20 protein-coding genes are annotated in these 22,708 nt (G+C 31.2%); 4 read left to right on the top strand and 16 right to left on the bottom strand.

What is annotated here, in order from left to right:
* Positions 1-68: 68 nt before the first annotated feature.
* Together ACTJIW_RS05150 and ACTJIW_RS05155 are read left to right on the top strand one after the other, a co-directional pair.
* Positions 69-521, top strand: a complete 453-nt coding sequence (locus ACTJIW_RS05150; RefSeq protein ID WP_012023503.1) for a hypothetical protein — start codon at positions 69-71, stop codon at positions 519-521.
* 256 nt (positions 522-777) lie between these two features.
* Positions 778-1,227 carry a hypothetical protein gene (locus tag ACTJIW_RS05155; RefSeq protein ID WP_012023504.1) on the top strand — a complete coding sequence of 150 codons (450 nt, stop codon included), beginning with the start codon at positions 778-780 and terminating at the stop codon, positions 1,225-1,227.
* Between the two features lie 7 nt (positions 1,228-1,234).
* On the opposite strand, the gene ACTJIW_RS05160 is transcribed toward ACTJIW_RS05155, so the two are convergent.
* From ACTJIW_RS05160 to surE, 5 genes are read right to left on the bottom strand one after another with little or no spacing between them, the layout of a single operon-like run.
* The gene (locus ACTJIW_RS05160; RefSeq protein ID WP_440714585.1) at positions 1,235-3,271 is read right to left on the bottom strand and encodes a ComEC/Rec2 family competence protein; all 2,037 of its coding nucleotides are present in this window, start codon (positions 3,269-3,271) and stop codon (positions 1,235-1,237) included.
* 51 nt (positions 3,272-3,322) lie between these two features.
* Positions 3,323-3,820, bottom strand: a complete 498-nt coding sequence (locus ACTJIW_RS05165) for a C40 family peptidase (protein WP_440714584.1) — start codon at positions 3,818-3,820, stop codon at positions 3,323-3,325.
* Positions 3,821-3,831: 11 nt separating this feature from the next.
* On the bottom strand, positions 3,832-4,947 hold the full coding sequence (gene lpxB, locus ACTJIW_RS05170; protein ID WP_012023507.1) for a lipid-A-disaccharide synthase: 1,116 nt from the start codon (positions 4,945-4,947) through the stop codon (positions 3,832-3,834).
* 35 nt (positions 4,948-4,982) lie between these two features.
* Positions 4,983-5,255: a hypothetical protein gene (locus ACTJIW_RS05175; protein ID WP_012023508.1), complete on the bottom strand. Its 273-nt coding sequence runs from the start codon at positions 5,253-5,255 to the stop codon at positions 4,983-4,985.
* A complete protein-coding gene (gene surE, locus ACTJIW_RS05180; RefSeq protein WP_073408040.1) occupies positions 5,248-6,027 on the bottom strand; it encodes a 5'/3'-nucleotidase SurE in 780 nt (259 codons plus the stop codon). The genes ACTJIW_RS05175 and surE overlap by 8 nt, the downstream gene beginning before the upstream one ends.
* 212 nt (positions 6,028-6,239) lie before the next feature.
* On the opposite strand from surE, the gene ACTJIW_RS05185 reads away from it, so the two are divergent.
* Both ACTJIW_RS05185 and ACTJIW_RS05190 read left to right on the top strand, forming a co-directional pair.
* Positions 6,240-8,423 carry a carboxy terminal-processing peptidase gene (locus ACTJIW_RS05185; protein ID WP_012023510.1) on the top strand — a complete coding sequence of 728 codons (2,184 nt, stop codon included), beginning with the start codon at positions 6,240-6,242 and terminating at the stop codon, positions 8,421-8,423.
* Positions 8,424-8,507: 84 nt separating this feature from the next.
* The gene (locus tag ACTJIW_RS05190; RefSeq protein ID WP_012023511.1) at positions 8,508-9,305 is read left to right on the top strand and encodes a DNA/RNA non-specific endonuclease; all 798 of its coding nucleotides are present in this window, start codon (positions 8,508-8,510) and stop codon (positions 9,303-9,305) included.
* Here ACTJIW_RS05190 and rpe read toward each other — a convergent pair.
* The 11 genes from rpe to ACTJIW_RS05245 form a co-directional block, all read right to left on the bottom strand.
* Positions 9,282-9,944: a ribulose-phosphate 3-epimerase gene (gene rpe, locus ACTJIW_RS05195; protein ID WP_440714583.1), complete on the bottom strand. Its 663-nt coding sequence runs from the start codon at positions 9,942-9,944 to the stop codon at positions 9,282-9,284. The genes ACTJIW_RS05190 and rpe overlap by 24 nt on opposite strands.
* A gap of 366 nt (positions 9,945-10,310) precedes the next feature.
* A complete protein-coding gene (locus ACTJIW_RS05200) occupies positions 10,311-11,174 on the bottom strand; it encodes a sigma-70 family RNA polymerase sigma factor (RefSeq protein WP_007804760.1) in 864 nt (287 codons plus the stop codon).
* Between the two features lie 163 nt (positions 11,175-11,337).
* Positions 11,338-13,065 carry a hypothetical protein gene (locus ACTJIW_RS05205; RefSeq protein WP_440714582.1) on the bottom strand — a complete coding sequence of 576 codons (1,728 nt, stop codon included), beginning with the start codon at positions 13,063-13,065 and terminating at the stop codon, positions 11,338-11,340.
* On the bottom strand, positions 13,053-14,225 hold the full coding sequence (locus ACTJIW_RS05210; protein WP_121362482.1) for a DUF4249 domain-containing protein: 1,173 nt from the start codon (positions 14,223-14,225) through the stop codon (positions 13,053-13,055). The genes ACTJIW_RS05205 and ACTJIW_RS05210 overlap by 13 nt, the downstream gene beginning before the upstream one ends.
* 79 nt (positions 14,226-14,304) lie before the next feature.
* Entirely contained in the window at positions 14,305-15,483 is a 1,179-nt protein-coding gene (locus ACTJIW_RS05215; protein ID WP_440714581.1) for a DUF4249 domain-containing protein, read from the bottom strand.
* A gap of 14 nt (positions 15,484-15,497) precedes the next feature.
* Entirely contained in the window at positions 15,498-18,284 is a 2,787-nt protein-coding gene (locus ACTJIW_RS05220; protein ID WP_440714580.1) for a TonB-dependent receptor, read from the bottom strand.
* A gap of 5 nt (positions 18,285-18,289) precedes the next feature.
* The gene (locus ACTJIW_RS05225; protein ID WP_121362479.1) at positions 18,290-19,033 is read right to left on the bottom strand and encodes a hypothetical protein; all 744 of its coding nucleotides are present in this window, start codon (positions 19,031-19,033) and stop codon (positions 18,290-18,292) included.
* Between the two features lie 187 nt (positions 19,034-19,220).
* Positions 19,221-19,472, bottom strand: coding sequence for a hypothetical protein (locus ACTJIW_RS05230; RefSeq protein ID WP_073408031.1), 252 nt, complete (start codon positions 19,470-19,472; stop codon positions 19,221-19,223).
* A gap of 188 nt (positions 19,473-19,660) precedes the next feature.
* Positions 19,661-20,407 (bottom strand): LytR/AlgR family response regulator transcription factor, encoded by a 747-nt coding sequence (locus ACTJIW_RS05235; RefSeq protein ID WP_440714579.1) that lies wholly within the window; start codon positions 20,405-20,407, stop codon positions 19,661-19,663.
* Between the two features lies 1 nt (position 20,408).
* Entirely contained in the window at positions 20,409-22,064 is a 1,656-nt protein-coding gene (locus ACTJIW_RS05240; RefSeq protein ID WP_440714578.1) for a tetratricopeptide repeat-containing sensor histidine kinase, read from the bottom strand.
* Between the two features lie 141 nt (positions 22,065-22,205).
* Positions 22,206-22,610 carry a hypothetical protein gene (locus ACTJIW_RS05245; RefSeq protein ID WP_274252218.1) on the bottom strand — a complete coding sequence of 135 codons (405 nt, stop codon included), beginning with the start codon at positions 22,608-22,610 and terminating at the stop codon, positions 22,206-22,208.
* Between the last annotated feature and the right edge of the window lie 98 nt (positions 22,611-22,708).

The following is a 22,708-nucleotide window of genomic DNA, read 5'->3' on the forward strand; positions in this document are numbered from 1 at the left end:
GATATAATTTGGATAATTAAAATATTGTGTTAATTTCGTCATGCTATACTAACCAAAACCAATATAATATGACTAAAAAACTACTTATCCTACTGTTTTTTTTAGGTTCATTTTTCGTTCAGGCACAAACTCTTGCGTGGAGAACTAATATGACTGATGCAATAGCCATTAGTAATGAACAAAAAAAACCAATGTTAATCCTATTCACTGCCTCAGGTGTACCAGAAAATCTTCAAAACGAAATCTTTAAAACTCCAGACTTTGCTGTATGGTCGCGCGACAATGTTGTACTGGTAAAATTAGACTTATCAGATGAAACGGCTTCAGATGGAGATAAAGAGCAAAATGTTAGATTAAAAAATGCCTTTGGAGTTCAGGATCTGCCGGAAGTATGTTATGCTATTGCTTCGGTAAGAAAAAATAAAACGACTTTCAGTGCTCTTGGAAAAATCTCGTATAAACCAGGAGGAGCAAAATCGTGGATTGCAGAATCAAATAACATTCTGCATCCGAGTGAGTAATAAATTTAAATTAAGTTTCTTAGTTTAATTTGTAGAATCCCTTTTCAATGTATGTTGAAAAGGGATATTTTTTTAAATGTATATTGTACATTTAATATTTTAACAGGGTAATTTTTCCGATTTTTTCAAATATTAAACCTTAAAAAGAGAATTTCATTTTAATGTGTTTTTTTGTAACTATTTGTTTTAAAGACTCTTGTTTCATGTTGGTTTTATGTTAATTTAGTTCCTTTAACCCAAACCAAAACCAATATATATGAGCCGAAAACTACTTACCCTATTTTTATTTTTAACTGCCTGTATAGCAGAATCGCAAAATCTGGAATGGAAAACCGACATGACAGAAGCAATCAATCTCAGCAATGAACAAAGAAAACCAATGTTGATTTTATTTACATCAGCAGGTGCTTCAGATGCATTGCAAAATGAAGTGTTTAAAACTATAGATTTTGAGAAATGGTCTAGAAAAAATGTGATTTTAGTGAGACTTGATTTGTCTGATCCAAATATTGCCAGCGAGGTTCGAGAACAAAACATAAGATTAAAGAACGCTTTTGGAGTTGAAAATGTTCCCGAAGTTTGTTATGCAAGTGCCACTATTAGAAAAGAAAAAACCAACTTTAATACATTAGGAAAACTTACATATAGTTCAGGAGGTGTCAAAACCTGGATCACAAATTCAGATCTAATTTTAAATCCAGAATAAAAAAGATTTAATTTAATCGATAAAATCCCTTTTCGGCTGTGGCATGAAAAGGGATATTTTTTTTCTCACAGCTTATCTGCCAAATTCTTTGAAGTGTATATGAATTAGAACCGTCTGCAATAATAATTTTGGGTTGCAGCTGTGTTAAAACGCGATCCAGATTTATTTTGGGAGATTGAGTTAAAATTAAAATTTCAGGAGATATACTGTTTGCATAAATTCCGGTGCTGTCAATTATGGAAATTTTATGGCCTTTGAAAAACAATACGTTTTTAAGTTTTTGAGATTTATTTAAAACACTAAAATTACCAACTAAGTAAGAGTTAAAAACATTGCTTTTTGTGCTTTTGTTGCTCGTTGTATCGCTCGCAAAAAGCGTAATGGTATTTCCATTTCTTGAAGAAATTAAAGTGTTTTTTTTTACATTATAAACGATTAATTCCTTCTGATTTGAAATTTCTCTTTTAGTATAAATCAATGCAGATTGAAATAAAATTATTGATATAAATATTGCAATGAGTTTGTTGTAACTTGGTTTTTGAGACCACATTGTGGCGCTTATTATTACAAGATACAGCGTTATCAAGTGATAAAAATTAAAGCTGATGCCTTGAATGACAAATGATTCAAATGAAGCTACATAATGAATTAGTTGATTTAGAATGAAAATGCTTTTTTCAAAAATATAAACCAATATTTCGGGCGGACTTTTGAAAATGGCAAATATCATAACGATAATTCCTGCAATCATTATAAAAGACAAAACCGGCAGAATTATAATATTGGTTACAAAAAATAATCCCGGAAATTGATGAAAATAATACAGGCACAAGGGCAATGTGCCAATTTGTGCCGCAAAAGAAACCGTTAATGCATTCCAGATATATAAAATAAATTTATTTTTTGGTTTCCAGATTTTGTTTAATTCCGGCTGAAGCCAAACAATAAAAAACAAAGCTAAATAACTCAGCTGAAATCCAACATCAAATAAAAAGTACGGTTCAAAAAGCAATATCAATAAAAGGGAAACTAATAAAGTGTGATAAATATTACCGCTTCGTCGTAAATGATTTCCTATTGCTACAAACGAAAACATTACAACAGAGCGTAATACAGAAGGTGATAAACCAGAAATAACAGCAAAACCGGCCAGAGAAATTAAAATAGTAATTAATTTAATTGCAGAGCCTTTTCGGGTATTTGGAATTGGTTTTAAGATAAACATTATAAAAAGCATTATAAAGCCAACATGCAGTCCCGAAACAGAAAGTACATGTGTAGCTCCCGAATATTGATAATCTTTGATTATATCTGCTGAAATTTCCTGCTGCTGTCCTAAAATCAGAGCCAGAGCAACATTCATCTCGTCTTTATTAAAATGAGCGCTTTCTAAATTTTTGAGAATAGTAGAATGCAAACGTCCGGAATAATACCAAATATCTTTTGTAATTGTCCTGCTGACTTTTATTTCTGATTTTTTGCAATATAACTGTGCGTAAATCTGTTTGTCTGATAAATACTTTGCATAATCAAACTGATTTGGATTTTTGCTCGAAACGGTTCTTTGCAAAGTAGTTTTAACTCTAATTGTGTTTCCAATAATAAGAGGATTTTTTAAACTGTCTTTTTGAATATTGACAATAATTCTGCCTGAATAAACTTTGTCACCAATGCTGTTTATAAGGCCAATATATCGGTCATTATAATCATTGCTTTTGAGTTTTTCTCTTAAAGTAAAAGTGATGAACTGCTGGTTTTCAAAAACAGTTTTTGAGTACGTATAATTAGATTTGTCGAAAGTATCGGTGTGGAAAAGCAAAACGCATATCCCAACAAAAAAGGATATAAGAAAACTGTTGATGCTAAAAAAAGTTTTTGCTTTTTTATTTCTTTTTGAAATAAAATATAAAGCACAAAACAGGATTGTTGAAAAACCAAGAAAAATGAGAGATGCTTTTAGCGGCGGCTGGCAATAATAGGAAACTAAAAGCCCAAATATAAAGGGAATTGTTATTTTAACTAAAGGAAAATCTAATACTTTCATCAGGTAAAAGTATTAAATATTTGTAAGAAAATAAATATATTTTAGATATGATTATTCTAAAACCCTGTTTACTTGTTCAAACGAATTTTTATAATAAGGTTCCTTTGTAGAAGATATTATAACCCCTTTTGAAGTAGAAGAATGTACAAATTTTATTTCGTCTGAATTTACTTCCGTGATAAGTCCAACGTGATTAATCTGTCTGCTTTTGTTGGTTTTAAAGAAAATTAAATCTCCTTTTTTTGCATCATTAAGCGGAATAACTTTTCCAATTTTTGCCTGTTCAAAAGAACTTCTTGGCAGTTTTATATTTTCAGATTCAAAAGTAGTATAAACTAATCCGGAACAGTCAAAACCGCTTTTTGTAGTTCCTCCGGCCTTGTATTTTACACCAATATTATCTGTTGCAGTATCGATTAAATTCTTTACCAGAGATCTGTTTTCTTTTTTTGATTCACTTTTGCTCGTGCTTTTGCCTGCAACAGTTGAAGTCGATTTACAAGAAACGAATACGATCGATAGAAGAAGGAAAACGAATATTTTTTTCAAAACAGAAATATTTAAGATTTTAAATCGGCAACAATAAGTTTTGCAGTTTTTTTGCTTGCGCCTACACCACCAAGTTTTTGTTCTAAAATATCATAGTTTTTTAGCAGTTTTTCACGGTGAGAAGGTTCAAGCAGTTTGTTTAATTCTTCTTTGATGCGTTTTGTATTGCATTCGCCCTGAATTAATTCAGTTACAACTTCCTGATCCATAATTAAATTAACAAGAGAAATGTATTTTAAAGTAATAATTCGTTTGGCAATTTGATATGAAATGGCGCTTCCTTTGTAACAAACCACTTCGGGAACTTTAAAAAGTGCTGTTTCTAAAGTTGCTGTTCCAGAAGTAACTAAAGCTGCAGTTGAAGAACGCAGTAAATCATACGTTTTATTCGATACAAATGCGATGTTTTTGTTTTTTATAAACTGCTGATAAAATTCGTAATCCTGACTTGGTGCGCCCGCAATAACAAATTCATAATCCTGAAAATCATCAACAACACTTAACATTACGCTCAGCATTTTGGTAATTTCCTGTTTACGGCTTCCTGGTAAAACAGCAATAATAGGTTTTTCTCCTAATTTATTTTCTTCTCTAAAAGCTGCTTCATTAAAAGCGGGCTGATTTTGAATAGCATCAATAAGCGGATGCCCCACAAAATCTACAGGGAAATGATGTTTGTCTTCATAAAAACCTTTTTCAAAAGGCAGAATTACAAACATTCTGTCAACATCCTGTTTTATGGCGTTGATGCGATTTTCTTTCCAGGCCCAGATTTGAGGAGAAATATAATAATGAGTTCTGTAATTCAGTTCTTTGGCCCATTTTGCAATACGCATATTAAAGCCAGGATAATCAATAAAAATTAAAACATCAGGTTTAAATTCTGAGATATCTTTTTTGCAGAATTTTATATTGTTTAAAATGGTTTTTAAATTAAAAAGCACTTCAACAAAACCCATAAATGCAAGATCGCGATAATGTTTTACCAAAGTTCCGCCGGCTTTCTGCATTAAGTCACCACCCCAAAATCTAATTTCGGCCTGAGGATCTTCCTCATATAAGGCTTTCATTAAATTTGAACCGTGTAGATCTCCAGAAGCCTCGCCAGCTATTATGTAGTATTTCATATCAACAAATTTTTATTGCAGCACAAAGATAGGATTTAAATAATTATGGTTGAAACTGCCAGAACAATCACGGCTAAAATCACGCCTCTGGCCATCATTTCTTTATTTCGGTTTAAAAGAATTAAGAAAACAGCAAGATCTAAAGTGGTTCCAATTGTAATTATTTTTCCCAAATATCCCATTTCTTTTATAGTTCGAATTCCGGTAGAAATATCAAAATTTGTAAAGAATTTGATAAACAAATAACTGCCCAAAAGAGCTGTAAAGATTCCAACAAGAAACCCAATAATAAATTCTTTTTTATCCATTTAATTTCCATGTATTAAGTTGCTGCATAGTATGATGTGCCGTTAAATCAAACTGAACTGGAACGACAGAAATATATCCGTTTTCTAAAGCCCATTCGTCTGTATCTTCGCCATTGTCTTCATTTGTAAATTTGCCTGTCAGCCAGTAATAATCTTTGCCAAAAGGAGTTTGTCTTTTATCAAATTTTTGAGCATAATAAGCCTTAGCCTGACGGCAGACTTTTATTCCTTTAATTTCTTTTTCACTCAATTTTGGGAAATTGACATTTAAAACAACGCCGGGAGGCAGTTTATTTTTAAGCGTTTCTAAAGCTATTTTTTTTACAAATGCTTTAGCCGGTTCAAAATCGGCATTCCAGTCAAAGTCCAAAAGTGAAAAACCAATGGCCTGAATTCCTTCAATTCCTGCTTCGACAGCTGCACTCATAGTTCCGGAATAAATAACATTAATTGAAGAATTTGATCCGTGGTTAATTCCGGAAACACATAAATCTGGTTTTCTTTTTAAAATTTCATTTACTGCCAATTTTACACAATCAACAGGAGTTCCAGAACAGCTGTATTCTGTAATTGTGTCATCATCTTTAGAAATTTTATCTAAAAATAAAGTGTTATTTATGGTGATGGCATGACCCATTGCGCTCTGAGGTTTGTCTGGAGCAACTACAACAACATCGCCAATAGTTTCCATAACGCTTATTAAAGCTCTAATTCCCGGAGCCAGAATTCCGTCGTCGTTGGTTACTAATATTAAGGGTTTTTCGTCTTTCATGATAAGATTGCTATTTTTGATTTTTCAAAATTAAAGCTTGTAAAAGCAAATGTAGTAACAGATTTTGGTAGAATACTAACAAATAAATAAAAATTGTAAACTAAATTCAGGAACACTTTTGAACGATAAACATTTTTATATCTTTAACAAAAAATTATACTGATCTTGGCATGTTGGCATAGTTTTTACCGTAACTTAGATTAAAAAATTTGATGAATGCTATTATTAAGTTTATGAAAAGAAATTATAAAATACTTATAGCCGTATTATGCTTGTCTTTAACCCTGTTTGCTTTTAAGATAAATGCTGACAAGAATGATGATCCGGATCCAAATAGAGACAAGACACTTTTAGAATTACTGGCTTTTGTTATTGAAAAAGGGCACTACAGTCCAGCAGAAATAAATGACGATTTTTCAAAAGGTATTTTTAAGGATTATATCGATGCATTAGACCCTTCAAAGAGGTTCTTTCTGCAGTCGGATATTGATGAGTTCAAGCAATATGAATTAATGCTTGATGATCAGTTTTTAAACAAAGACTTAACATTCTTTAATTTAACTTATACAAGATTAATGAAAAGAATGGAAGAGAGTAAAAAACGTTATAAAACTATTTTAGCGCAGCCTTTTAATTATAGTACAGATGAGACTTTTAATGCAGATTATGAGACAATTCCGTATGCAAAGAATTTAAATGAAATTAATGAAAGATGGAGAAAACAAATTAAACTTTCGACTCTTTCTTCACTTGTAACAAAACAGAAAATTGAAGAAGAGAAAAAGAAAAAAGATCCAGCTTACAAAGAAAAATCATTTGAAACTTTAGAAAAAGAAACTCGTGAAAGTTCTTTAAAATCATTAGATGACAATTTTAGTGTTATTAAAGATTTAAATAAAGATTACTGGTTTTCTGTGTATTTAAATTCTATAATGGCTCGTTTTGACCCGCATACTAGTTATTTTGCACCAGAAGAAAAAGATCGTTTTGATGTAAATATCAGCGGAAAATTAGAAGGAATTGGAGCAAGATTAACGAAGAAAAATGACTTTACTCAAATTGATGAGTTAATTTCCGGCGGACCTGCATGGAAAGGAAAAGAACTTGAAGCAGGAGATTTAATTCTTAAAGTTGCTCAAGGTAATGAAGAACCGGTTGATGTAGTTGGAATGCGTCTTGACGATGTTGTTAAAAAAATCAAAGGACACAAAGGAACTGTAGTAAAACTTACAGTTAAAAAAGTTGACGGAAGTATTAAAGTAATTTCAATTGTAAGAGATGTGGTTGAAATTGAAGAAACTTACGCTAAATCTAGTATTGTTGAAAAAAACGGATTGAAATACGGCGTTATTTATCTTCCTAAATTTTATATCGATTTTGAAAACAAAGACGGTCGTGATGCCGGAAAAGATATTGCTCTTGAAGTAGAAAGACTGAAAAAAGAAAATATAAACGGAATCGTTCTTGATGTTCGCGACGATGGAGGAGGATCTCTTTCTACAGTTGTTGATATTGCAGGTTTATTTATTGAAGAAGGACCAATTGTTCAGGTAAAATCTGCTGGAAAAAAGAAAGAGGTTTTATACGATAAAGATAAAAAAATAGAGTGGGACGGACCATTGGTAATTATGGTTAACAGTTTCTCTGCTTCGGCTTCTGAGATTTTAGCAGCAGCTATTCAGGATTACAAACGCGGCGTTATCATTGGAAGTAAACAAACTTATGGTAAAGGAACGGTACAAAATGTACTTGATTTGAACCAATTTGTTCGTAACGCAAATTATGGAGATTTAGGTGCTTTGAAAATTACAGGTCAAAAATTCTATAGAATTAACGGTGGTTCTACTCAATTAGAAGGTGTTCACAGTGATGTTGTAATGCCGGATCGTTATGCTTATTTAAAAATGGGTGAGCGTGATATTGACAACGCAATGCCTTGGGATAAAATTGATCCTGCTGATTACAGTACGTGGACTTCTAACCAGAATTTTAGTAAAGCTATTGAGAAAAGCAGAACCAGAATTGCAGAAAATCCTCAGTTTAAATTAATTGAAGACAATGCAAAATGGATTGATGTTAAGAACAAAGAAAATACATACAGCCTGAACATTAAGAGTTTTAAAGAAACTCAGGAACAAGTTGAAAATGAAGGTAAAAAATACAAACCAATTTCTGATTACAAAAATAATCTGGTTTTTAAATCATTACCTTATGAAGTGCAGGAAATGAACAATGATGCTACATTAAAAGAGAAAAGAGAAGCTTGGCACCAAGCTTTATCGAAAGATGTATATGTTGAGGAAGCATTAAATGTTTTGGATGATTTACAGTCTCCTTCTTATGTAAAAACTACAGTTTCACCTAAAATGAAAAAGGAGAAATTAGTAAAATCTTAATTTTAGAAAATTTAATTTGTTATTCAAAAACGCTTCTTAAATAGTAATTTATGGAGCGTTTTTTTTAGATAAAATATAGTATTTATGAAGAATGCTTTAATTTGTTTTTTGGCTGCATTTATGGCCTTTTCTTGTAAAAAAGAAAATAATGTAATACATACAGATGATAAAGAAGAAATAGGGCAGAAACAAAGTTCATTTGTTTCTGATCAAAGTAATAATACAGGCTCATTGTATTCTGTTTCTTATGAACCAACTTCAACCACCAATCAAATCGTTAAACATAAATATTATACACTGTCTTATAATGAAAAATTTGAACAGGCAGAATGGGTTGCTTACGAATTAAAAAAGGAATATTTGAAAAATGGAAATTTTAAACGTCCTTATTTTATCGAAGATCCAAAAGTGACAACAGGTTCTGCTGATTGGAGAAATTATAAAAAATCGGGTTACGATAAAGGCCACCTTTGCCCGGCAGGCGATATGGAATTTAGTGAAGAAGCATACAACGATACTTTTTATACTTCGAATATTTCTCCTCAAAAACATGATTTCAACAGCGGAATCTGGAATAGAATAGAACAAAAAACACGTTATTGGGCAGGTAAATACAATGATATTTATGTTGTTACAGGTGGTGTTTTGAAAGATACAGATAAAAAAATAGGAACAGAAAAGGTTTCTGTTCCTAAATATTTCTATAAAATTGTTTTGGCAAAATCAGGAAAAGAACACAAAGCAATTGCTTTTTTAGTTCCAAATAAAGACAGCGACAAGTCTATTTATGATTTCGTAGTTCCTATTGAAACGGTAGAAAAAATGACAGGAATTGACTTCTTTCCGAATTTAAAAAATTTAAAAAACAGTAAGGACTTTTAAATCTGCGATTGTTTCAATTGGGTTTTCTGCTTTAAAAACAAAGCTTCCGGCAACTAAAACATCAGCTCCTGCTTCTACTAATTGTTTTGCATTTTTGTTCGTTACACCACCGTCAATTTCGATAAGAGTGGATGCGTTTTTGCGTGTAATTAAATCTTTTAGTTTTTTAACTTTTGCATACGTATTTTCGATAAAAGACTGCCCGCCAAAACCAGGGTTTACACTCATGATACAAACCAAGTCAATGTCGTTTATAACATCTTCTAAAAGATCAATATTGGTATGCGGATTTATGGCAACACCAGCTTTCATTCCTTCGGCTTTTATTGCCTGAAGAGTTCTGTGTAAGTGTGTACAGGCTTCGTAATGAACTGTTAATCCATTTGCTCCTAAATCGGCAAAAGTTTTAATGTATCGATCGGGATCAATAATCATTAAGTGCACATCGATATATTTTTTTGCATGTTTTGAAATGGCTTCTAAAACCGGCATTCCAAAAGAGATATTTGGAACAAAAACTCCGTCCATAATATCAATATGAAACCAATCAGCCAGACTGTTGTTTATCATTTCGACATCGCGCTGTAAATTGCCAAAATCGGCAGCAAGAACTGAAGGAGCAATAAATGTATTTTTCATTGTAGTGTGTGTTGTTTTTTTACAAAGATAAATTTTTTATACACTGCATGGTAATTTAACCGCAAAGCACGCAAAGATTTTTGGCTTCTAAGGTTCTTTAAAAAAACGCAAAGTTCGCAAAGCTTTGTTTGCTTAAAAAAACAATAAAAAAAACTTTGCGGACCTTGCGTAAATTTTAGCGTGCTTTGCGGTTAAATTTTCAAAATGCAAAATAAAAAACTCCGGTAATCAGCCGGAGTTTCAATCATCAATCAAAAAACGAACAGTCAATCAAACTGTTGTTTGCTTTAATATCCAAATTAAGAAATTTTAAATTAAACTCCAAGTAATTGGAATTTGTAATTTCTTTTGTCGGAATTTTGGTGATTAACCAAGATAAGTTTTAAGAATTTTACTTCTAGAAGTATGTTTTAATCTGCGGATTGCTTTTTCTTTAATCTGACGAACACGCTCACGAGTTAAGTCGAAAGTTTCTCCAATTTCTTCTAAAGTCATTGGGTGCTGATCGCCAAGTCCAAAATACAAACGAACAACATCTGCCTCTCTTGGCGTTAATGTTTCTAATGAACGTTCGATTTCAGTACGTAATGATTCGTGAATTAACTCTCTGTCTGGGTTTGGAGATTCTCCAGAACGTAATACGTCGTAAAGGTTAGAATCTTCACCTTCAACAAGAGGTGCATCCATTGATAAGTGACGACCAGAGTTTTTCATAGACTCTTTTACGTCATTTACAGTCATGTCAAGTTCTTTTGCAATTTCTTCAGCAGAAGGCGGACGCTCATTAGACTGCTCTAATAATGCATACATTTTGTTGATTTTATTGATAGAACCAATTTTGTTTAATGGTAAACGTACAATACGTGATTGTTCTGCAAGAGCCTGAAGAATCGATTGACGAATCCACCATACGGCATAAGAAATGAATTTAAAACCACGAGTTTCATCAAAACGCTGTGCTGCTTTGATAAGTCCTAAGTTTCCTTCATTAATTAAGTCAGGAAGAGTTAATCCTTGGTTTTGATATTGTTTAGCAACCGATACAACGAAACGTAGGTTGGCTTTTGTTAATTTTTCTAAAGCTCTTTGATCACCAGCCTTTATTCTTTGTGCTAATTCTACCTCTTCATCAGCGGTAATTAGGTCAACTTTTCCGATTTCTTGTAGATATTTATCTAACGATGCAGTTTCACGATTGGTTACCTGCTTGGTGATTTTAAGTTGTCTCATCTTATTTGTCTCCTCAATTTTTTAAGTGTACAAGTAGTTATACGTATGAGGTTTCAAAAAAGTTACAATTTAGGTCAAAAAAATTTTGTTTTTTTTCAAAAAATAAAAAACCTGTCTAGTTATAGACAGGTTTCTAGTAAGTTATGTTTTTTACAATTGTAAATTAATTTGCGCTTGTATTTTGAATTTCTATATTTTCTTTAATAGAAACCGGGATTCCGCTTCTCGTAAATCCTTCCAGTCTTATTTCAAAAGTTCCGGAAAGATCAGAAGTATAAAATGAAGTTTCTGAATCTTGATTTAGCTGTACATCAGGATTCCAAAACAACTGATTTCTAAAATCAGGGATTCTTTCGTTGTCAGCCATATTTTCGTATTTAACCTTGTTGTATATCTTTTTTGGCTGTGGTCTTAAAATAGTTGGTTTTGCAATAAAAGAGCCTGTTTGTGTGCTTTTGAAATCTTTATCAAATGTTGTAAAACTAATTAACCCGTTAAATGACTTTGCGCCAACATAATATCTTCCCACAATAATTTCAATTTTATATACATTCTTCATGTTATAAGTCAGCAGGTCATTTTGGTTTTCCAAATATAATCCGTCTACTAAAACAAGTGCAGGATTTGGCAGCTGAGGGAAAACACTTGGGTCGTTTACATGTAGATAAAGTTTGTCATCTTTTTGTTTAGAATAAGCTTCTACTGCAACCTCTGTTATAGTTTCTTTTAAGGTTTTAAATCGGGTATAATCATCCAGAATGTATTCTTTAGTCAGCGGGTAATAAAAAGGTTCCACTGTTGGAGTTTTCTCGATGTTATCTACTTTTTTATGGAAATAAGCATTTTCTACTTGACTTGAAATAGATCTTTCTAAAAGACTTTCTTTTATTGTATAAGACAATTTTGCATCTTTTTCAAAAGATACTTTTGTATAATCTATTTCTGGAGCGTTGTTTACAGTAAGCTCATAATTGTTTGCTTTTTCGTCTATAATTTGAAGAATTATATTTGGACTGTAAAATGTTTGATTAACGTTGAAAATGAAATTTCCGTTTTTATCAGTTTGCACAACTTTAAAAGCGAAAGATTTTCCTGGAATTGATAACCCAACAGAAATATTATCAATTTTATCGCTGTTGTTTTTTGCACTTATTTTTCCTGAAATTATTTCTCCTCTAACTTCTGGCAGGATTATTTTTTGATTTTCATTTTTTAAATCCAATACTACAGGATAAGCAGTCGCTGCAGCAAAATTTACAGCCGAAATTTGATTTTGAGCTGGAATGTTATCTAATTTTCGGACAGAAAGTGAATAGGTTCCGTTTGTATAATTTGCGTTTGAAGACTTAATTTTTAAGTCAACTAATTCACGATTTGAAAAAATCTTTTTGTTTAGATTTAAAGTTATATTTTCGTTTTTTAAACTTTCTGCTGTCGTATTTGTGTTTCCTGCAAAAATATTCTGAGAAGCCGTTTTCTCATCTACTTTATACGGATTGACAATATTAATATTTAACTGAAACAATTCAGAAAATGGTTTGTTCAGCATCCAGTTTGTATAGCCAATTAGTTTATACGTACCTGTTTTTAAAGTTGTCGGAATAAAATAATCGCCTTGCCCTGAAGCGTTTTCAAGAGCAATTTTTGTTTTAAAAATAGATTTTTTATTATCATCTACAAGTTCTACATAGGCTACTTTACTAATACCGCTTGGTGTTTTGTCGGATGATTTTAGACAATAAACTTTATATAATAAAGTTTCACCCGAAACAAGTGTTACTGCATTAGTATGAATAAAAATAGTTTCATCTAATGTTACAGTTTGTTGTGCGTTGCTTAATTGTGTATTAATTAATACAAACAATAATAATATGTGTTTTATTCTGTCCAAAATGAAGGTTTTACGTTAGATGAAAAAGATGTGCAGTCTCCGCATACAGCATCGACTAATATGTAATCTATACCGGCATTTGATATATAAGTCATGAGTTTACCGTTTACGTTATAAATCATGCTTTCTCCTGAGCAGTCATCACCTCCAAAACAAAATTTAAAAGGAATGTCGTCGCATGTACTAAAATAGGGCACAGGCTCGAAAGGGAAAAAATCATCGTAATTAAAAAACAATCTCATTTCTGAGTAAGATGCCACTTCAAAAAAACCAATGACTTTTGTGCTGGAGTCGTTGATGCATTTTATATTTCCTGAAATTAAACCAGGTTGTTTTGGAGATAAAATGCCAGATGAACTAGACATATCTCTAAGTGTTTTATTAAAGGTATATGCATCAAGGCTTTCTATATATTGTTTTACTAATATGCTGTAACGATGACCAATGATATAATTATTTTTTTCGATAAATCGGATAGGGAAATTTACACGATCTTCAGAAAGGTCGTTTGTGTTTACTAAAAGGATCTCTGTTGATTTTTTAGTTGAATAACAGGTTTTTGTAGTTGGATCGTTATTAATTAAAGCAACAGATTGTGGACTGGTTGAAATAAGTTTTAGACTGCTCCATCTCGGCACTACAACTTTATAGGTTTCGTCATACTCATATCTATAGTAGTTTGATGATTTTTGAGGGTCGTAATTGTTTACATTAATTTGAACTCCTGTTTCATTGTCCTTATTTGTTACAAGCGAAGGAACAACGCTTTTAATTGGGTTAACAGTAGTTAAAGTCTGTGGTGTAGACTGGTAAATTTTTCCGTCTTTAGTTTTTACTTCCAGAGTATATTGTTTATCAGCTTCAGCCTGAAAAGGAGTCACTGATTTGTAAACATTTCCATTTTCTTCAAATGGATACTCGTTATTTTGATTGTCTTTAACAACTACAACAGCACCCGTTTCAACTTTTACTTCTTCATCTTCAAACTTTGAAGTTTTAGTGATTTTTATTTCCTGATTTTTTAATTCATTAGTCAAAGTTGCTTCGATAACAATTATCTCTTCGTATGTATTTGTTAAAAGAGGAAATGTTTCTGTACAACCGCTAAAAAGGATTGTGAGAAGCGTTAAAAGGATTGTATTTTTTATATAGAGTTTCATTATTTAAAATTGCTTCATTTTTAATTTAGATAAATTATATTTTCCATTTCCCGAAAATGAAAAACCGTTTATCAGCTTTTTAATCTGTCCAGAATGTTGGTTTTATGTTCGAGGCTATCGTGGTGCAGTCTCCGCAAGGTGAGTTTACCCAGTAAAGGTATCTCCCAGTTAAAAAATATCGGACTTTATTCAGCGTTATATCATCTAATAAACCAGAAGGAGAATGTGTGCAGGGATCAGGATTGTTTGGATAATCATCATAGCAGTATTCTTGACAATCTGTATAATACGGGGGCAATACCTCACCATAAAATAATTCTGCATAATTAAAATAAATTCTTTCGGTTGATACTGATGCTACATCAAAATATCCAATAATCTTATCGCCTGAATTTTTTATAGATCTTATATTACCTAATACGATTCCGGGTTGTTTTGGAGATAAAATATTTTCGGTCCCAGACATTTTTTTTAATGTACTGTAGTAATTATAAGCCGCTAAACTTTCGACATACTGTTTTACTAATATACTGTATCTGGTGCTAATAATATAATCCTGATCACTTATAAAACGAACTAGGTAATTAATTTTATCTTCGCTTAAACCATTTGTATCTGTTAAAAGTAAAGTTGAGCTTTTTTTACTGCCATAACAAACTTTAGTGTCAGGAGAATTAGGGATAAATTTAATAAATCCGTCGTCACCTACGACTGCTTTAGTGTCTACCCATTTTGGAGTTAAAACTTTATAGGTTTCTTCATATACATACCTGTAAAATTTTGATTTGTTATCCGGATCAAAACTATGGGCTCTAATAGAGACTCCTCTTTCAGTATCGATTGTTTCAATTTCTGCTGTAACGCTCTGCATTGGATTTACAGGTGTAAGTGTTTCTGCAGATGATTCAAACGATCTTCCATCTTTTGTGTTAATATGCAGCTGATATTGGATTCCGGGTGCAGCCTGAAATGCAACGATTGACACATATCTGTCTGATTGGTCTTCAAAATCATATCTGTTTCCCGAATCATCAGTTATATAGACTTCTGCACCGTTTTCTGGTAAATAAACTTTATCCTCAAATCTGGCAGTTTTAACAAGTTTAATTTCCTGGTTTTTCAATTCATTTGTTATTGTAGTTTCAACAACCAGGGCTTCTTCGTAAGTATTTGTCAATAGCGGATACGTTTCCGTACAGCTGTTCAAAACAAAAGCTGACAAGAAAAAAATAATACTATGTAGTTTAAAATTTTTCATCCTATATATTGGGATTAAAATTTAAAATTATAAGTAATACTTGGTACAGGAATTGAGAAAATAGAAGTTTTGTATCCTTTTACTTTTCCGCTTTGATCTGTTACAAAATAAATTGAATAAGGGTTGTTTCTTCCTAAGACATTATAAATTGAAAAGTTCCAGAAGCTGTGTGCCAGTTTTTTAATTTTATGATTTCCTTCAATATTGATTCCAATATCTAAACGAATATAATCTGGGATTCTATAGGCATTTCTGTCGCTGTATAATGTATATTGTCCGTTTCCATACTGAAATGTTCCAATAGGATATGTTATTGGTCTTCCGGTTTGGTACATGAAGTTTGTTGATAAACTATAGCGTTTTGTAAATCTATAATTTAAAATAGCACTTAAATCATGTGGTTTGTCAAAGTTTGCCGGGAAAAAACTTCCATTGTTTACCTTTTCTGAACTGAATTGACTGTCAAGTTTAATAAAAGTACGGGAATAAGTATAACCAATCCATCCATTTAATCTTCCGGTTGATTTCTTTAACAATAATTCAACACCATATGCTTTTCCTTCTCCCTGTAATAATTCAGTCTCAACATTTTGATTCAATAAAAGCTGTGCTCCAACTTTGTAATCTAAAATGTTTTTCGATTTTTTGTAATATCCTTCAAGACTTATTTCATATTCTTCGTCTTGTAATGTTTTAAAAAGACCTAATGAAACCTGCTGTGCACTTTGAGGTTTTACATTTGAATCAGATAATTTCCAAGTATCAGTTGGAGACTGTGTTACATTGCTTGATAATAAGTGAATGTATTGACGAGTCATATCGTAACCTGCTTTGATAGAAAGATCTTCGGTAATGAAATAACGTGCTGCTAAACGAGGTTCAATTCCGCCATAAGTTTTTACAACTTCATTTTTGTCATAATGATTTGTTCCGGTTATAGTTTCGTTGCTCAAAGGTAATCCAGCCTGATAAGTATTTACATTAGCTTCTCCTAATGAAGCATAAAAGGAATACCTTAACCCTAAATCAAACTGTAATTTGTCATTAAATTTATAGCTGTCAGATAAATAAACAGCAGATTCAAGTGCTCTTTCTTTTTCAATATCAGTTGCAATTAAAGTTGCATCAGGATTTGTTGGGTGCTGATATCCAGGAGAAATATTGTATAATTTACTTGCAATACCATAAGACAAATTATGTTTTGGAGTCAGCTGGTAGTTCAATTTTGCTTGAAGCTGCGATTCGTTTACTTTGTATCCAAAATCAAATGAATTTACATCATCAGAATGGTAGTCAATATTGAACTTATATTCACTGTTTGTAAAAATTAAGGCTCCTTTGCTCTTTTTGTTAAAAGTATGATCCCATTTTAAAGAAGCCAGTCTGTTGCTGTATTTGTAAACAGAATCTGAACTAAGGCTGAAACGGTCATGGCTGTAGTAAGCAGTAGCTTCTAAGTTATTGTTTGCATTAATTGCATTATTATATTTAATGATTCCGTCATAAAAACCTGCCTGACTGTTTTTTAAATTTTCATCGTCAAGCGCTTTTAAGATCCAGTCAGAATAAGTTGCTCTTCCTCCAACAATAATACTCGATTTATTTTTTTGGATTGGCATGCTTAAGGTAAGATTTGAAGTTATAGGTCCGATAGCACCTTCACCTGAAAACTTTTCTGGATTTCCATTTTTTGTTGCAATATCAAATACAGAAGATAATCTTCCTCCAAAATCTGCAGGAATACTTCCTTTGTAAATATCAGCTTTCTTTGCTGTATATGGGTTAATTGCAGAAAAGAAACCTAAAAAGTGCTGCGGATTGTATAAAACAGCGTTGTCTAAAAGAATAAGATTTTGATCGTCTTTTCCTCCTCGTACGTTAAAGCCGGCAGATCCTTCTCCGGTAGTTTTAATACCAGGAAATGTTGTGGCTACTTTTAAAATGTCTCTTTCTCCAAGAATTAGCGGAACATTTTTAATTCCTTCTATATCAATAGAAACTAAACCAGAAACAGTCGTTTCGGTAGTTTTTTGTCCTTTCTTTTTAATTACAACTTCATCTAATTGATTTGATCTTTCATTAACATTGATATCAAAAGTTCCGTCATCATAAACCATTAAAGTTCTTACGACTTCTTTATGGCTTAACGATTTTATCTCAATAACATTTATTCCTCTAGGGAGTTGTAAAGTATAGTTTCCATCAGGATCACTTGATGTGCTGATGTTTTTGTTTCTTACTTTGATAAAGATGTTTGCTTCTGCTTTTCCTGTTTCTTCATTTTTAACAGAACCGGTAACAGTATAATTTCTTTTGACATTGTCTTTATTTTCTTTACCTATAAAAACTATCGAAGCTTTTTTGGTTACACTATAACTATTTAGAGAATCGTACTGCTGATAAAACACAGGATTGTCAGAATGATCATTTCCGTTGTTTTGATTCGTTTCAACAGGCGCATCAGTAAAATAATTTGATGGTAAAGTATTGTGAATTGTACTATTAAGGGTTAAAATTATTTTGTTTTTTATAATAATATAATTCAAATCAGTTTTACTGAAAACCGAATTAAGGATATCGTCAATTTTAGCATCATTGTAAACGCCGGAGATTAATCCCTTGTTAGAATTAACCCAGGTTGGGTCAAAATAAAATTTGTATGATGTTGCCGTTTCAATGCGTTTTAAGGCATTTTCTAAGGTTTCATCTTTAAATGTAATAGATAGTTTCTCACCTGCAGTTTGTGCTATAGACAATTGAAATGAGAATAAAATTATAATTGATAGTAAAATTTTTTTCATTTGTCTTATTTAGTTTGAATTAGAAGAGAATTAGAAATGTATTTCATCAAATTTTTCATAAATTGATTTAAATCAGATTGTTTTAACTCTCTATTCAGTAAATAAAACCCATTGATTTGCTTTTTTTGTTCCGGGAACAGTTTGATGATGTCATTTTTTCCTTTTATCAGGGAAATGTTGTTTTTGAGGTCAATAAAAAATAAACTGTTTTCTTTAAAGGAATATAATATTCCATTTTCTGAAACTGTTTTTTGAATGTCCTTGTGGTGTTTGATGTAAAATGTAAAATCTGGAGCAATTTTGCTTACTTCATAATATCCTGTTGCAAATTCAGGAATCGTCTCAATCTTTTTTTCAATTTTGACAAAATTCTTGTCCTGAATTGAAAAAGACTCGACTTTGTTTTGAGTAAGGTTTATGCCAATATTTTCAGGCTGTCCTGAAGGGTTTAAAACTAAAATATCTCTGTAGATATCGTATTTTAGTTTTACGTTGTAATAGTTTTGACCTTCATAACTAAGTTTTCCTAATTCATACTGATTAATTAAGTATAAGTAGTTGTCTTGCACACTTCTGTAGAGATTCGTGTGCGGTATTCCGTTGTTTATATCAAGATTATCTTCTCCAACTGTTTTATCATACCAGTTGTAAATATTAATATCGTTATTTGTTTGGGCTTGAATAACATAAATGTTTAAGAATAATCCAAATAAAATGAGGAAAATGATTTTTTTTTGATAATTTTTCAAAGGATTCGATGGTTTTTGATGATTGTTTTGGAAGCTCTAAAATTATCAAAAAAAGATTATAAACAAAGGGCAAAATTGTTAAAATGTAATAAAAAATTTATTTTTTGTGATAAAACCCCTATTCCATTAGTATGAAATAAGGGTTTTAGGTGAAATGTTTTTGGGCAAAAAGAGTTTCTATGGATACTTACTCAAAAGAATCATCTGAACTGTCTAAAATTTGATCAAATATTTTCTTTAATGATTTTATGTATAAAGGGAAAAAGATGGCAAGTAAAACATATTCTATTCTTAAAACAGTAACATCATCCAGAATTTTATATAAACTCGGAATTATTATAGCTAATGAAACTGCAACGCCAACCCAGGGATTGTTTATTATTTTTTTGAGAATTGGTAAAATTTTCATTTCTGGTTGTTTTATCGTGGCTGTTTTCATCTATCATTGTTTTGATTTAGGTAGGGTAAAAGTAAATTTCATCTAAGCAAATTGTTATGAAAATGTCATAAAAGCTCTTTTTTGTGTCATGAAAGATGTTGAAGACTCTGCCGCTTAAACTTTTTCTTTCAAAAACAAAAAAATCCCCTTATAGAAAGAGGATTTAGTTTTGTGTGTATTTTTTAGTATTATGACAAGATGTTCATGTTTTTTATGAAATCCTTATAAGTGTCACTTAGATTTATTCGATGGTTTCCCTTTAATATAATAAGATTGTCAGTAAGGAAAATTTCTTCAATTTTAGCAGAATTTACTATAGTGTTGCGATGTGTTTTTATGAATTTGTTTTTATCCAGCAGTTCACTAATTTTTGTCAATGAAATTAAGATTACAAATTTTTCTTTCTCAGTGATGATGTTACAATAACGTTCTTCAACTTCGATATAAAGAATATCTTCCAGGGCAACTTTCTTTAAGGAATTTTTCTTTTTGATAAATAATGAATCGTTGCTTATAACTGTGTTTTGTTCTTCGCTGAGAAATACATTGGTTTGTTCATAAAACTTTTCGACAGCCATTTCTATGGCATATAATATTTCCAGTTCATTAAAGGGCTTCATTAAAAAGCTAAATGGTCTGGTGAGTTTTGCTCTTTCGAAAATCTGCCTGTCTTGAGAACTAGTTAAAAACACAAAAGGCTTTGATGCCTGTGGAATTATATTAATAGATTCAGCAAAGGTTATCCCTTCTGGTTTTCCGTCTAGAAAAACATCTATAATTATTACATCAACAGCAGTCTCATAAAATAACTTTAGAGCATCTGTAAAGTTAACGGCAACTCCGGCTATATTATAATTGTTTTCGAGTAATACTTTTACAAGAGCATCACTTTGCTCCGGAGTATCTTCTATAATTAAAACATTAATATTATCCATTTCATTTTGTTTTTGGAAAAGTTAATATCATTTTAGTTCCTTTATTGAGTTCACTTTCTATTTCAAATGTACCGCTGTTTTTCTTAATCATCTGCTTGCATAACTGTAAACCCAAACCGGTTCCAATAATTTCTGAATTGCCTTTTTTAGCCAGTAATTCGCCTTCCTGGAGCAATTCATCGATGGTGTTTCTGCTCATTCCAATTCCTGTATCCTGAATTATGACCTGACAATAATCAGAATCGATTTCATTTGCAGAAAAGGTAATTTGTCCATTTTCTTTCGAAAATTTTATCGCATTGTCTAATAAATTTCTAAATACAATTTTTAGTGAATCAAGGTCTACAAACAAAAAGATGCTTTTTGAAACCAGATTTTCAAATGTAATGGCTTTTTCCAGTAATAAAGGTTTGTAATTGTATTCGATTTGTTGAATTACTGAATGCAGATGAATCGATTCTTTATGAAAATACAATTGCTTAGTCTGCAGTAATGCCCAATGTAATAAATTATCTAAAAGGCTGTAAGTGCCATTTGCAATACTGCTGTTTTGAACAATTAATTGATTTAATTCATCATAGTTTTTGGTTTCAAGCGTGGCAGATAATTTCGAATTACTGGATTTTAAAGCATTTACAGAGGAACGTAAATCATGGCTCACAATAGAAAATAATTGATCTTTAGTGGCATTTAATTCGTCAAGTTTGTTTTTTTGGCGTAAAATAATTTTACTGCTTTTTACTCTTTGTGCATATAAATAAACACCGCCGGTTAAAATTAATAAAAGGCCAATTGCAGAAAAAAACAAAGCATTGCGTTGCGTGTTTTTTAATTTGTTTTCGACTTGTAATACTTTGATTTCTTTTTGTTTTTGAGCTACTGTAAATTTTTTCTCAAAATCAGCAACTGCCCAAATTTTGTCCTGATTATTAATTGAGTCTTTCCATTGATCAGATTCTTTTCTATATAGTAATGCTTTTTTGTAATTGCCCCTGTTTTCTTCAACAACAGCCATATTTAGAGAAGTGTCCCATTTTTTATTAAAATCGCTTACTTTTTTTGACAATGCATATGATTTTTCAAAATAAGGAATAGCTTGATCATCTTTATATTGAAGATAATACAAATTGGCAATATTCATATATAAATTGATTAACGAAACGTTGTCATTTTCTTTCTCTTTTAAATCTTTGCTTTTAAAAAGATAAGTTTCGGCTTTTTTAAAATCATTTAAATGTAAATAACTAACACCTATGTTTTGGTAAATTGCACTTATTTTAAATCCTTGTTCTTTTGCTAAAGGAAATTTTTCTATTTCATTAAAATATTCAATTGCTTTTTTGAATTCTTTTAATTCAAGTGAAATTTCTCCAAGAGTTTTATTTACTAAAGGGTAGAAAGCAAATCCTTTCGAGATTAAATTTAATTCTGATTTAGCTTCTTTAAACAACTTTTTTTTCTTGAAACTAAACCCTCTAAAATAATGACAATAATCATTTAGTTCTTTGTTAGTACTAATATTCAAATGTTTCATTGAATGGACTAAAGTAGAATCCCAATTATTTGTTTGAAAATAATATTGAGCATCCTTAAAATGTAACTCTTTATTGAAGGCTAAAGCTTTTTTTTTGCTTTCAATATTCAACAAAGAATTCACTGTTTGATTTTGAGAATAAAAAAAAACAGGGTAAAAAAAAAGCAATAAAAAAATATAAAAAGTAATTTTATGCATCATTAAATTAAGGTTAAAAACATCATTTCTAATTTAATAGTAAATGATGTTTTTTAGTTATAGGTCTTATTCGTCAACTCCTGTTCTGGTTCCTCTAGAGGTTTCAGGATCAACATTTCTAAGATAAGTGATAACATTTTTTACCTGAGTTACGTCTGTAGAGTAGTAATCTATTTCGATATACCAAACATCACAAGTTTCGGGTGTATCTTCGGTATAGTCATAATCAAAGAAAACTTCAAGTGAAGAATCTTTTAAAGTAGGAACTGATACGATTGGTTTTTGAACGAATTCTGAGTTTATATATAAAGTAACTCTGATTTTTAATGTTGGCAGACCTCCAGGGCTGATGAAGTTTTCAACTGAAGCTAAAGGAGGAAGGGGATGCTGAAGATGTTTAGTGTCTTTAAAAACAAATGCTTTACTGTTGATTTTGGTGTTTTGGATAACTTTGTAACGTGTTAAGTCCATAGATAAGGTTTTTAGGGTTAATAATTTTATTTTTGGAGGTCTAAAGATATTTCATTTCTTTAAAAAAATGTAAGTTTCATCCTGTTTTTTTACAATTT

Origin of the sequence: Flavobacterium sp. 22659 (assembly GCF_052044235.1) — a bacterium.
GTDB classification, from domain to species: Bacteria; Bacteroidota; Bacteroidia; order Flavobacteriales; family Flavobacteriaceae; genus Flavobacterium; species Flavobacterium johnsoniae.